The sequence below is a fragment of the Laspinema olomoucense D3b genome, assembly GCF_025370785.1.
GTDB lineage: Bacteria > Cyanobacteriota > Cyanobacteriia > Cyanobacteriales > Laspinemataceae > Laspinema > Laspinema olomoucense.
In genome coordinates, this window is the sequence record NZ_JAMXFA010000052.1 from 1 (window position 1) to 13,266 (window position 13,266).

General features: G+C 44.3%; 12 protein-coding genes. 8 read left to right on the forward strand and 4 right to left on the reverse strand.

Translation table 11 applies throughout. The features are described from left to right. Window positions 1–147: 147 nt before the first annotated feature. Window positions 148–1,185, forward strand: a complete 1,038-nt coding sequence (locus tag NG792_RS25690; RefSeq protein WP_261237283.1) for an IS630 family transposase — start codon at window positions 148–150, stop codon at window positions 1,183–1,185. Here the strand turns inward: NG792_RS25690 and NG792_RS25695 are convergent. From NG792_RS25695 to NG792_RS25705, 3 genes are all read right to left on the reverse strand, one after another. Continuing rightward, on the reverse strand, window positions 1,109–1,549 hold the full coding sequence (locus NG792_RS25695; RefSeq protein WP_261237284.1) for a DUF4326 domain-containing protein: 441 nt from the start codon (window positions 1,547–1,549) through the stop codon (window positions 1,109–1,111). The two genes, NG792_RS25690 and NG792_RS25695, sit on opposite strands and share 77 nt — an antisense overlap. 10 nt (window positions 1,550–1,559) lie before the next feature. Then, window positions 1,560–1,877 carry a hypothetical protein gene (locus tag NG792_RS25700; protein ID WP_261237285.1) on the reverse strand — a complete coding sequence of 106 codons (318 nt, stop codon included), beginning with the start codon at window positions 1,875–1,877 and terminating at the stop codon, window positions 1,560–1,562. Window positions 1,878–2,588: 711 nt separating this feature from the next. Continuing rightward, entirely contained in the window at window positions 2,589–3,158 is a 570-nt protein-coding gene (locus NG792_RS25705; protein WP_261237287.1) for a tyrosine-type recombinase/integrase, read from the reverse strand. A 294-nt stretch (window positions 3,159–3,452) separates the two neighbouring features. On the opposite strand from NG792_RS25705, the gene NG792_RS25710 reads away from it, so the two are divergent. Continuing rightward, on the forward strand, window positions 3,453–3,737 hold the full coding sequence (locus NG792_RS25710) for a hypothetical protein (RefSeq protein WP_261237288.1): 285 nt from the start codon (window positions 3,453–3,455) through the stop codon (window positions 3,735–3,737). Between the two features lie 610 nt (window positions 3,738–4,347). Further along, window positions 4,348–4,827, forward strand: coding sequence for a GNAT family N-acetyltransferase (locus NG792_RS25715; protein WP_261237289.1), 480 nt, complete (start codon window positions 4,348–4,350; stop codon window positions 4,825–4,827). Between the two features lie 62 nt (window positions 4,828–4,889). On the opposite strand, the gene NG792_RS25720 is transcribed toward NG792_RS25715, so the two are convergent. Further along, a complete protein-coding gene (locus NG792_RS25720; protein ID WP_261237290.1) occupies window positions 4,890–6,965 on the reverse strand; it encodes a relaxase/mobilization nuclease domain-containing protein in 2,076 nt (691 codons plus the stop codon). Between the two features lie 1,196 nt (window positions 6,966–8,161). Here NG792_RS25720 and NG792_RS25725 point away from each other — a divergent pair. From NG792_RS25725 to NG792_RS25745, 5 genes are all read left to right on the forward strand, one after another. Continuing rightward, complete coding sequence (locus tag NG792_RS25725) at window positions 8,162–9,361, forward strand: RNA-guided endonuclease InsQ/TnpB family protein (protein ID WP_261237292.1); 1,200 nt, start codon at window positions 8,162–8,164, stop codon at window positions 9,359–9,361. A gap of 321 nt (window positions 9,362–9,682) precedes the next feature. Further along, window positions 9,683–10,786, forward strand: coding sequence for a ParM/StbA family protein (locus NG792_RS25730; protein ID WP_261237293.1), 1,104 nt, complete (start codon window positions 9,683–9,685; stop codon window positions 10,784–10,786). Between the two features lie 17 nt (window positions 10,787–10,803). Beyond that, the gene (locus NG792_RS25735) at window positions 10,804–11,229 is read left to right on the forward strand and encodes a hypothetical protein (RefSeq protein ID WP_261237295.1); all 426 of its coding nucleotides are present in this window, start codon (window positions 10,804–10,806) and stop codon (window positions 11,227–11,229) included. Window positions 11,230–11,316: 87 nt separating this feature from the next. Then, a complete protein-coding gene (locus tag NG792_RS25740) occupies window positions 11,317–12,195 on the forward strand; it encodes a P-loop NTPase family protein (protein WP_261237296.1) in 879 nt (292 codons plus the stop codon). Further along, on the forward strand, window positions 12,195–13,259 hold the full coding sequence (locus tag NG792_RS25745; protein ID WP_261237298.1) for a hypothetical protein: 1,065 nt from the start codon (window positions 12,195–12,197) through the stop codon (window positions 13,257–13,259). Before NG792_RS25740 ends, NG792_RS25745 begins: the two co-directional genes overlap by 1 nt. The last annotated feature ends 7 nt before the right edge of the window (window positions 13,260–13,266 follow it).

A 13,266-nucleotide genomic window follows, 5' to 3' on the forward strand; every position in this document is an offset into this window, starting at 1 on the left:
TCATGGTCCTGCTCTGGCTTTCAGCCGTTTTTTTTTATTATACTCTACCTAGAGTGACAGAAGAGGGCTATAGCAGTCCTAAATCAGTTGTAACCGATATAATATAAGGATGAGACCCGACCCAGAAAGAGGCATTCAGAAAACATCATGACCATTATCACTGAACTAGATGATTTCATCAACACCAGCACAAATACTCAAGAAGTCAAAAGAGCCTTGGCTGTTAAAATGATTTTAATGGGAATATCTTCTCATGAAATTGAAGACCTATTGCAGGTGTCTCATAGTTTTATTAGCAAGTGGAAAAATCGAGCTCTTTTTCATGGAGTAGACAGCTTAAAACTTCAATATAAAGGAAGTAAAGGTTACCTCAATGCTGACTCAAAAGCCAAGGTGATTGAATGGCTAAGGCAGCAACCTTATTTAAGAACCGGGGATTTAAAACGACATTTAGACCATGAATATGGCGTGGTTTATGCTTCGGATGAAAGCTACTATGCTTTATTCAAAACCGCTAAAATAAGCTGGAAGAAATCGCAGAAAAAAAATCCAGCAAAAGATGAAGAAAAAGTCAAAGCCAAAAAAAAGGAAATTCAAAATAAACTCGAAGAATGGGAACCCGAAATAAAAGCTGGAAAGCTTGCTGTGTTTATGATTGACGAATGTCATCTTCTTTGGGGAGACTTGTTAGGTTATGTTTGGGGACGAACAGATAGTCGGGTGGAAGTCCCTATTAAAAATCAAAAAAATAGACAAACTTATTATGGGGCATTAGATTATCAAAATCATGAATTTATTGTCAAAGAATATTCAAGCGGCAATACGGAAAACACCGTAGATTTTATAAAACATTTACAAAAACAAAGACCAGGTCAACGAATTGCCATTTTTTGGGATGGCGCTAGTTATCATAAATCTCAAGAATTTAAAGAATATTTAAAGAAAGTAAATGGAGAGTTGTCAGAAGATGAATGGTTAGTTCATTGCACTACCTTTGCTCCAAATGCTCCCGAGCAAAACCCAGTAGAAGATCTTTGGTTACAAGCTAAAAACTTTATTCGGCAGTTTTATCATTTATGTGATTCATTTAAGGTAGTAAAAGGTCTATTTAAGTTTTTTGCTGATGGTCAAATATTTGATTTCCCCAAACTTTTTTATTATGGAATTTTGCCACAAGTGATTTAGGACTGCTATAGGTAATATACCCTCCATCAATGAGCCACTGGATACAACGGATTATAACATAACCGTGGCATAAAAGTGGCGGACAATAGCAACTCAGCTTTAATTGATGTCCGGCTTTATTTTGTCGCGCCAGAGCCATTAATTCTAGGAACGCGGCGGTTTCTACTCCGTCAAATAAACCCGCTTTTACCTGTTGCCAAAGCCATCGGCGATAGGCTTGTACGACGGCTTGACGATTACCGTGAACTCCAATGCGAAATGGATTAGCTAGGGCTGAACCTGGCAAACCCATTTTTGGATTAGAACGTCCGATATAATGAGTACCTAGCCAACCGTAACTTTTTAAGTTTACAACCTTTATCATGATTAAACCTCTATTTGAGATTTCGATTTAAGAGAATTTGTTGGGTTCGGAGACTATACCGATGCCAGGGAGTTTTTATTTTTCCGGTTGGCTCGATATTGTAGATGTCATATTCAAGAATAACCGGGAAGATTGTACCCAACTTAAAACCTAGTACCCAGACAGAAACTCCAATGTTACAACTTATGTTGCACCCTTCAATAATGCCGTAAAATCCAACTAAATCAAAGTAACCTGTGAAGTCTTTACCTAAAATTTTAACAACTTGGCCCGGTTTAAGTCGCGGATATAAATCCAACTCTAGTTGACGAGGTGTTAAAGGTTCCATTCGGGTTGCCTCAAAACCTACAAAAATCACAAACTTTTTAATTTAAAATATTTGTTGCTAAAGTCTAATGACTTAAATATTCCAGATTTTTTATATAAACTAAAAATTTTGAATGTTGATAAATTAAATTTGTAGGTCTAGTTTTTAATTGCACCTACAATAGGTAATTAATATTTTTAAAGGTAAATTTTATTTTAAATTATTTAATTTTTGAAAAATTCAAGCCTTAACTTTCAGGTACAAAATTTTTATCTGTCGTTTTTTTGAGTTACGCAAGGCAGAGTGAGCGGGTAGTCAGACTACCCACTTCAAGGACGCGCGTAGCGCCTAAACTGTGCAGTTTATGGAATTGATAGCAATCGTTCGATGGAAACGAAAATAAGCGATTGCTCTGGGTGAATCGTCACCGGCATCTACTCAGCTTTCTTTTTTTTATTAAGAACATGGCCCGGGAAAACCCGGTACTTCAGGATGGGGATGCGCCATGTTCTTGATAAGAGATCCCTGACCTTTTTTTGGCGAAGGTATAGGGACTGGTAAGGGCTTTTGGTTTTGGGGTGAAATCTTTCAGGCGATCGCACTCAAACTTTTCTAAAACTCCCTACATAGTCAACCTTTAGGGAATCTGGGTTAAATATTTAAAATCCGAAGCGCTCGACTCATCGGGGGAAATGGTGAGATCCGAGCGTTGCATCGTTGAATACCTTGAGGCTAATCTTGCCAAAAATCCTTAAAGCGATCAGGTGCAAGCTCGGTATAACGGACCGTATGCAGAATCGAGCGATGCCCCAAATAATCTTGGATGGCTCTGGTATCAAACCCCTTGGAAGCCAGGAAATATCCGCAAGCATGGCGCAACTGATGGGGGTGGCAATTGCGGATTCTTGCAATTTCCCCAGCGCGGGTGACAATTTTTCTGACGGCAGAGGTGGTCAATTTACCTCCGCGCTCGTTGCTAAAGACATAGCGGGAGTCAGGATATTCTGTCTGGAGCTGTTGGAGGGCTTGCATCTCCACTCCCTTCAACGGGTGGGTGGCGGGTTTCCCATTTTTGAGGCGACTAATATAAATGCTTGCACCTGCAAAATCTACACAGTCCCAAGTCAGGGCCACCGCTTCCCCCACCCTCAGCCCATGCCGGAACGAAAGCAGAATCAAGGTTGAATCCCTCAAAGAGTGACGCCCCATCGATTGGGCCGCCGCAATCAGGCGCTCCACCTCATTCGGTAGCAGGTGCTCTCGGGCGCGTTGGTCCTTATTTTTAGGTTTTCTGAATTCCATAAATCCTGAATTCGCTCCTATTTTATTCTACGACAACTGTAAGTAAAAGGGACATTTTACGGAAAGTCCCCAAAAATCAAGGGTTTCCAGGGATAAATGGGGAGAGGGACCAGGTTTAATCTTCTGGAGATGGAAAGTTTTGAGCAACCCGCAAATAAGGCTCAGGTGGCGTTAGGATGTTTAGCGGCTCTGTGTATTGGCAATCTTCTTTAAACGTAATACATTTGTATTGGCAACACTGTATTGGCGCTGTATGCTAACCGTATAGACTGCTAACGCAATAACGCAAAAGTCATGAAAAGAAAACCGATTTCCCTTCGGATGGAGCCGTCAGAGTGGCAATCTTTCGTCGCCCTCTGCCAGGATGAGGGGACCACCGCCACAGAGCAAATTTCTATTTTTATTCGCCAGTGCCTTGCTCAGGGTTTGCCTTTGTGCGATGAGGATTTGGAGGTCAGTGCATCGAACCGGCTTAACAACCGCATCAACGAATTGGAGGAGAAAATTGGGTTAGCGTTGGCTGAACTCGACTTACGGCTGATTGAGTTGGAGGAAGAAAACGAACGTCTACAAAATTAAATAGTAGTCGAGGTACGGGTATTGGTATTGGTCTACAAACCTTTCGACTCCTACACTGACAAACTCCGTACCCGGGAGTTGGCGAAAAGGTTGTTGGTCAGCCTGTCAAGTCTCACCTCAAATTGTGAGAAAAAAGGCACGAACGCCTTTGCCAAATGGACAAACTAACAGGATCCGGATAGCCTCACTTGGAGCTATCAACAAGGGCAATACAATCCTTTTCAGCTAAAGGGTTAGAGGATTTATAGACCAAACTTTAGACAGAAATAGAACGAGTGGAATTCCCTAAATTAAACGGAATTGTAGAAGGAAAATAGACCGATATTGACCACTAGGATAGATCGGTTTATAGACAGGTAATAGGCTTAACACTAGAAGCAGATTGACTCCTAGACTAGACAGGATTGTAGGCCCAAATTAAACCCAGATTAGCTGCTGAGGTAGACAGGGTTGTAGACAAAAACTAGATCCGGATTGACCACTATAAATAGACATGGAACGGTTATGCTCACATGGAGTACGACAAAATGTGGCAAGCATCTTAGACTGCATAGGGTCATCAACTAAGCAGATAGGTTTACAGGCGCGGCTTTTAAGGAAAACTAAGGTGATGAACTGCATTATTCGACCGCTCATATCAACAGATCAACCGTTTCTTTGGGAAATGTTGTACCAGGCACTTTATGTTCCTAAAGGGCAATCTGTCCCGCCTCGTGAGGTTGTTCAGCTTCCTGAACTCGCGCGGTATGTTCAGGGTTGGAAGCGCTCCGGCGATTGTGGTTTTCTCGCCAGCGATGCGGCAACGGGCCAATCTGTCGGCGCGGTTTGGTTACGTTTACTGGTGGGCGAGAACAAAGGTTATGGTTATGTGGATGATGACACGCCGGAATTAGGTATGGCGGTGTTGCCCGAATATCGGGGTCAAGGCGTTGGCATACAATTGCTCATTCACTTGTTGGCGTCGGATTATGGGCAATCCTCCATTTCGCTGAGTGTTTCGGTAGACAATCCGGCGTTGCGGCTTTATGAGCGTTTTGGGTTTGAGGTCGTAAACAAAAGCGAGGGGTCGCTCACGATGAAACGCGGCTGAAACTGCGATCGCCCCGAAGGAGGACTGCGTGATTTGCTTGCTTACCGGGGCCGCTCAATGCCTCAATCAGAAATATCCAGTTGCCGGGAACGAGAGCGCTTCTTATTCTGAGCGCGTTTTTTATCTTGGCTCATGCGACGCTGCATCAGGGGGATAGACTGTTCCACAATGTAATTGGCGTCCTCGCGTTTGACTGAGACTGAAAACTGCTGGGGAGTTTCCCAAGAACCCTTGCCAGTCGGTCGGCCAAGAATCAGAGTGTCCGACCCATCTCGATATTCCAAAACAAGGTACTGACCCCGCTTGTAAGTGCGGAAGCGATCGCCCTCGACCATCCGCCCACCCCGGTGTTTGAGGTAGGTATTGAGGAATGGAGCCACCCTGTTCACCCACTGTTGGTATTCCTGCTCACTCAGGACATCGGGTGGGGACGGTGTTGGGGACGGTTTTGCTGCGGGAGACTCAGAGGGTTTTGGTGGGGGTTCTCTAAAGGGGGGAGCGACGGTATTGACCCACTGTTGATATTCCTGCTTATTCCGGACCTCCGGTAGGGACGGTGGAGGCTCTGAGTCATGCAAATTAAACCACGCATTATAGGGTCTCATCTCTTGCTGCATGGCTGGGAGGGACTGCTCCAAAATGTGCTGGGCAGTAGCTCGCTCAACGGGGAAATAGTTGCGAGTTTCCCATGAACCCGAGTGAGTGTTATGGGCAATCATGAGCGTTTTTGAGCCATCCTGCTGCTCTAAAACGAGGCATTGACCGCGCTTGTAAGTGCGGAAGCGGTGGCCCTGGACAACCGGAACACTCCGGTGCTGGAGGTAAGCATCGATGACTGGCGCAACTTGGTTGACCCACTGTTGATATTCCTCAGAATCCAAGATGTCGGGTTTGGGCCGTGCCGTTGATGCTGACGCCGGAGATAATTCCGGTTGGGTTGATATGGGGTTTTGCAGGGAAAGTTGGCGATCGCTTGAAGCTGGTTCTGAGGACGCTGGGGATAACTCCCGTGCGGTTGATCTGCGGTTTTGGGCGTCCAGTTGGCGATCGCTTTGAGTGGGTTGGGTTGACTGAGGGTTTTGTCGGTTTCTTTGGCGATCGCTTTGAGTTAGGTCGGTTGATGTAGCCGATAACTCTCCCTCAGTTGACTGAGGGTTTTGTCGGTTTTCTTGGCGATCGCTTTGAGTTGGTTCTGAGGACGCTGGGGATAACTTCGGTGCGGTTGACCCGGGGTTTGCGGTGGGTTCTTGGCGATCGCTTGGCTGGGAAAAAGAGGCCCGCTCATACCACTGTTCTTTTAAAAACAGCTTGAGAACTGGATTGTCATAGGCAGGGTAATAAGAGACTCCCCGTCGCTGCTGCAATCCGAGGACCGTATAGGCACGACCCAACGAACTTCCCGCAGCGGCCACCGAGCCAAGTTGGTAAGAAATTGCCAGCCCTCCATTTGAAGCAGGCTGAATCCGAACGCCTACCCCATCCGCTCGCAGCCGTCTTACCAACTCTGGTAATCTGGGTTGGTCCTGGCAGAACTTATCAATGCGGTCCTGGAGTTCAGTCAAGATAATTGGGTCGGCGGGGGTTGACCTTGCGCCTTCGGCGTACTCTCGGTTTTGCCGTCGGACTCTTCTAATTTGTCCGGTGGAAGGATTGCGGCGATCGGTCTCCCATACTGCCGGGACTCTATGCAAATCAAACTCTTCAATCAGCGCTCGGTGGGCGGATTGGGAGCGATACCAATCATTGAAGCTGCTGACCGTGCGAGAGCCATCTATTGTCACCCGGTTCACCACCAGATGAAAATGGTCCCGGTCTTGGCCGCTTTCGGTTTTGGTATCTGTATGCCGGACCAACAACCATTGACAATTCTCATGGCCCATCCGGTGACAGAATTTCTGGGCATACCGATAGGCCGTCTCGTCCGCCATCGGTTGATTGGGATGGGGGCTAAAGCTGTAGTGGGCCACAGGGTATTCCGTGCGGCGTCGTTTGGCAGCAACCCGCATGAATTGAGCCACCCATTGATGTTCATGCTCACCAACTAGCTGACTTGCCCCAATATATTTGGCCCCAGGCTTGTCCAGGACATAGCTGAGGAGGCCCGTGAAATCATTTCCTTTGGTAACTTTCCCAATCATGATGCTTAGGATTGTTGACTCTATTTTTCAGTTTAAAAAGTGGCAGGGGTTGAACGCTCTAACTTGAGAAAGATTTTCAGGGAGTTTTCATAGAGGCGGGTAACTTCTTTGATAATTTTTATTACTACAAATGTTCTGACGTAACTTTTAAAAAATCTTGCCTAATTGTAGTAACAAGTATGAATAAGAAGGCGACGGTGTAAGGCAGAAATGAGGCAGGATTGACGCTTATCATTTTTCCAAGAAACTGTCAAATCAGCCGAGAATTGCTACCCGAGGTTTGGTCAAGGTTGCTAGGAAATCGATAACCCCCTAAAAAAACTGTGGACACAATGACATAGCATTGCTCTACCGAGGGAGGCTAAGAAAACCGCAGGCTAATTGTGGGCCAAACTCGAATAAGCGGACCTGGGCGGGATAGACTAGATTTGACCTAAAAAATCCCTCCCCCCCGAGGGATTTTTCGAGGGGATAGCAACATCTGTAACCTATTTTGTATCCACGTAAATTGTAACAAACTGTAATAATTGTACCTACGTTGTGCTTACAGTGTTACTACAAACAGTACGATAGCCATAGGAAAAAACACAAAAATCCCTCTCTACCGAGGGAAAACTAATCATCGATTAGTAACTTAATAGTATCAGTATTGAAACCGCTAGGCCGATTAAGTGGGAGCAAGGGAACTGTTTTGAGAGGACTAAAAATAATTCAAAGTGGGTTGAAAGAAACCGTGGCTACAAAGGGATAGAGAGAAAGCGTGACTACCGTGTCTTTTTGCGCGTTCAGTGATTATTCTGGACCCGAGTATTTGGAATGATTGTCAAGGAGAAAATAGCTGGTGCAATAAATATTTAGAGCCTAGAAGCTCAAGGGTCCCCACCATGATGAAGATGAAGATGAGTGAATTGAAGAATGCGCCGGGGCGCAATATTTTTACTCTGCTAAATGTATCAGATGAAGGCAAATTGGAGGTTAACTTAAGATAGCTGGGCCACCGCATACCCGACAAAACTGGGTATGAAAACTCGTTCTGAAGGACTCCTTATTCAAATCAACTAAACCAGCAGGAGTCCCGCGCTCTAATCTTTGATTGAGCGTCGGGAGGAATGCTGGGCAGATTGTGGGGTTCAATACTCCACAATCTGCAAAATAGTATATAATTATATACATTGATAAAGTTCACCAATTGAAAAATGACCCAGGTACTTACGGTCTCTTGTAAATTGATGGTTACACCACAGCAGATTGAAAAACTTGATGTGGTGCTTGCTGCTTTTGCGAGTTGCTGTGAGTTCATCAATGAAAAGACTCCCGAAAAGCTGACCAATCAGATTGCTGTCCAGTCTTTAATTTACAAGGAAGCTAGAGCGCATTCTGGTTTGTCTGCCCAGATGACCATTCATGCCATCCGACGAGTTTGTGCGAATCGCAAGACGGCAAAGCAAAAAGGTAGACCCGTCAAAGGGTTTGCTCCAACCTCTGCTACCTACGACGTTCGCACCTTCACTTTTAAGGAAACGGATTGGATGGTTAGCTTGACCATGCTCAAAGGTCGGGAAAAATTCAATCTCCACATCGGTAATTACCAGAAACAGTTACTAGAAGGGCAAACACCCAAATCGGCAACCCTGGTAAAACGGAATGAGGGCAGTTTTTACTTAAACATTCAGCTAGAGTCTGAACCTCCAGCTATCCCCGATACGGATGATGTGTTGGGTATCGACCTTGGGAGGACAGATTTGGTCTGCACATCCAAGGGAGAAAAATTCAGCGGCCAACAAATCACGCAGACTAGAGACAGATACAGCCGTGTAAGGGCTTCGTTACAGAAGAAAGCATCCAAAGGCACAAGGTCAACGCGGCGTCGATGCCGTCAGGTCTTGCAACGGTTAAGTGGACGTGAACGAAGATTCCAAACATGGCTGAACCATACCATTAGCTATCGACTCACCCGTACCGCTAAAGCCTCAAACCAGGCGATTGCACTTGAGGATTTGACGGGCATTAGGGAACGCACCAATGAATTGCCACGCGCTAAGACAGAGCGGAGACGGTCTAACAGTTGGGCGTTCTATCAGTTACGTCAATTCTTGACCTACAAAGGAATAAAGTTTGGTGTAGATGTCCGGATAGTAGACCCTCGCTACACCTCAAAAACTTGTCATTGCTGCAAAGTAATTGGCAACCGACAAGGTAAGAAATTTGAGTGCCTAAACCTCAAGTGTGGATGGGTTGGTGATGCTGATGAGAATGGAGCGAATAATATCGCTACTTTGGGGGTTATTGTAAACAACCCCAGAGGCTCCGAGGTAATGTCTTGTTCTTTACAAGATGTTGTCTTGAGGGCTACCAAAAGCCCTCATCGTAACGCTATAGCGGTCGGTGTCGGGTAGTTTACTAACGACTTCAATAAAAATTTTTGAGGCAAACCGACTTATAAAAAAACCAAAGGGTATCCATAAATTTTTTTGATATATCCAAAAGCTTAATACTCTCCAGAAAGATTTTATTTGGGGTTAAAGATAGTTATAAAGTCATAGTCAATCTCTATCTAAAGGTTGAGTGAAAATGGAGTTTTTCTAGCTAGATAGTATTGTGTCATCTACCTAGGATTATAAAAAAAACCTATACCTAAGCCATAAGTGAGAAATGCAGTACCTCGATTAAGGTAGAAGAAAGGGTGTCACAGACAGCAAGAAAACTACATAATTTCTATGACACACAATGAAAACCCCCCCACAGTTATTTTGGCATTAGATACAGGAGGGGAAGGAACAAAGTTTATTTATGATGCAAATGCCAGCCAGGTACAAGCGGCAACGAGTTGCTATATGGAACCACAGATGGTGAAGTTACCCCATAGTGCGATCGCCCAATTGCAAGGAAACAAAATCTCAGTGGCCTTGCCGGAGAATATGTGTTGGGTGGGTTCCGGGCAAGAATTTTATGCCCTCGGCTATTTAGCCTCTTCTAAGTTTCAGGGGAGCAAAGCGTTATCTAAATCTAAAGTAGAGACGGCTATTTACAAAACCTTGGGAGCAATTTGGGTAATCAAGCGTAAGTTAGACTTGGAGGCTAAGTTTACCTTGGATGTGGCTGTTGTGCTGCCTCCATACGAATTGAGTGATAAATCTTATTTTGAAGAACAATTGCGCCGTCAGGCCAGACGATTTACCACACCCGATGGGGAAATGAGTGTTGATATCAATAAATTCTTGTGTTTTCCTGAAGGAGCGGGAACATTTTTATTGTACAAAGGACAATCTTCAACGGCTCAAATTCAGCAGAAAGATATCGCTTTAGTGATGCTAGGATACCGGAATGCATCAGTATTGGTATCTCGCCGGGGTTTATTGGATGTTATCGCGTCCTGTGAATTAGGGATGTACCGCGCAATTGAGCAAATTGTCAAACGCTCATCGAACCAATCTGAAAAATGGCTGGTAAGTGCCGTAGCAAAAGCAGGTTGGAATGTTGAAAAAGAGGCTTTAATCAATTTAGTCAACAGCAGCGATTCAAATCGGAAATCTTATGAGCTTGATTTATTGATTACAGCTATTACTGAAAGTCGATTAGAATATTTTTTTCAATTGAAAAATTGGCTTGATGAAACTATCCCAAAAGAAGCCCCGGTTATCATTTTTTGTGGCGGTACTGCTGAATATTTGCGTCAGCCTCTAAAACAAGCCTTTCCGGAGCGTTGTTTATTTCATGCGGGTGTAGAAATTCCTTCACCATTAGATACAGCAGGGTTGGGATGTCGTCTACTTGATATTTACGGAATTTATAGATTTTTTAGCCACAATATTTCAAAGTAGAAGACAGGTAAAACCAAATGAAGAGAAACAAAAAAAGCCGAGAAGATTTTACATGGCGCTATCAGCCAATATTAGGGAGCGAAGGATATGTCTTAATTCGGTTTCTTAAAACAATTAATCATAATGAGCGGTCTCAAAAATATTTGCAACTTCCTTTGATAGCATTTTGGCTTCCTTATGCGCAGCAAGGGACAAAATTTACTGAAGAACAGGTAAAAGAAGCGGCTTGGCAATCGATATATCAGCTTTATAATCATCTTCAGAATATTTGCCAAGACTTTAAGTTACCACTCCGAGTCAGTTTACATAATGTAAATGTAGAATCTCCTAATTCACCTCTTGAGCAATTTGAGGAGATTAAGGAAAATTCTGAACTTCAAGAGGCTTCTACTTCTTTGGCAATTCCTGATGATGCTGAAGAATTTTTGCAGAATTTTTTATAATGACCAGAATAGGTTTCGGAACAAATTAATTTTACTTTTGTAGTGGGGGATAAAATTATGCCCAGAAAAAAGAAAAACGAGTTAGCTATGGTTGAAGAAATTGGAAATGAAGTTTTAAGGGAAACTGATTTACTAGAAAGTCAAGAATCTGAGAGTCATCAAGATGAGCATAAGCGGTCAAATGAAGTTCCTGTAGATATAGAGACAAATAATTATATACCCGAAGCCCCACTCAAAACAACTGTTCATATGTGGGGTGGAGAACGAGGAGGAGCCGGAAAATCAACGGGCTGCCGAGTGATGGCGGATTATTTGTTGGAGCGTGATATCCCATTTTATCTGGTTGACACTGACCGCTCTCGACCCGATGTGAAAGCTTATTATGGGGAAAGGTTAGGAGAACGGTGTGTTGAAGCATACTTTTCAGAAGCCGAGCATAGATCAAATAATGCTGATACTATTTTCCAACTGGCCATTACCCAAAATGTGTTGGTCAATTTACCCGCTCAAGTTGGTGTACCTTTTAAGGAATGGGTGGAACGCAATTGCTTAGATGAAATGGCCTCGGAAATGCAAGTCAGATTTGTGTTATGGTTTGCTTTTACAGGAGAGATGGATAGTCTCCAATTATTTGAAGAATCTCTAAATCACTATCCCTGGATGGAGCAGGTTTTGGTTAGAAATTTGGGTATCCAGCCCGATCCAAATGCTTGGAATAAAGTGTTGTCATCCGATAGGTTTAAAAATATGCAACAAAACTATTCCTTCAAGCAAATTGAGCTACCGAAATTTTATGCCATAGACCGGGATCTCCTAGAGGCAGAACCCATGCCCCTGAGCGAGGCGATCGCTACAGATCAACGGTTGGGGGTCCTCGGACGCAAGCGGACTCAAAAGTTTTTGGACAACTGCGCGAGGCAGTTTGAGGGGACGGGCTATTTTGAGGTGCTTGAAGGGAGGTTTTAATGAAAAATTTTACATTCAACGTAAATCCGTCACCCTTGCCCACCACTTTGCCTTATACTTTCCATTTGATTGGAGGAAAACCCCTGTGCGGAGCAACTATTGTACTATTAGCGCTGGTGGACCGGGCTTGTCTGGGAGGATGGGACTATGGGGTGGTGGATGGCGGTTTGGGCAGTGCCAAGTTAGGATTCTATTTGCCATCCTGTAAACGCATTGACTTGGAGAGTGGAATCCATGTAGCGGATGCAATATTTTCCGAGGCGATCGCTCGGCCAATGACCTTTTTGCTTGAGCCAAAGCGCTCAGCATCACTCCATCGATGGTTCAAAGAATCAGGAGTATTAGAAGCGGCATCCGAGTATGGGTTGCGTCTGGTGCGCTGGCTTGTTTCTGATGGTTCACCCCAAAGTATAGAGGGTTTGCGAATCTCTCTAGCGGAGTATGGTGAGCAAGTCCTGCACGTTTTGGTACGGAATGCTTACTTTTGTGATTATGCGAGCGAGTCATCTTATCAGCGATGGCAGTCTTGGTGGCCGCGTTTGCTAGAAGAGACCTGGATTAGTCAGGGCTTGGTGAATGGCTCGTTAGTGAGTATAGAATTTCCGAAACTCTATTCGGCGGAAATGGTCCGATTACAAAAAAATCCCATGTTTTTTTCCGAGGCGATCGCCGCTCAGGAGTTCCCTATTTTATCTCGTTCACGCTTTTTCCGGTTCGTGCGAGACTATTCCCAAGCCTTTTATTCGACCGGGTTATTTGGTCAAGCTCCAAAAGCATTGCCTTTATGGGGAAAAAAAACTGACGAGGTGATTACTGAGTTTACGGAACTCGTCAAGAAAACGATGTTGAGTAAAAGATGTGATAGGTTACAGGGCGTAGAAAAACTACTAAAACTTACCTCGGATTCTCTGCATCCAGGAGCGAAACTACAGGTTTTAAAAAAGACATTGGAGGATTCAGAAAGCCCCTCGGACTATCCTGAGTTGTTGGAAAACAGTAGTGTAAAAGGTGCGGACCATCAGGAAGCGTTGGGCCAGCGATTGTTCTGTCAAGTTCCATTTTAATATTGAA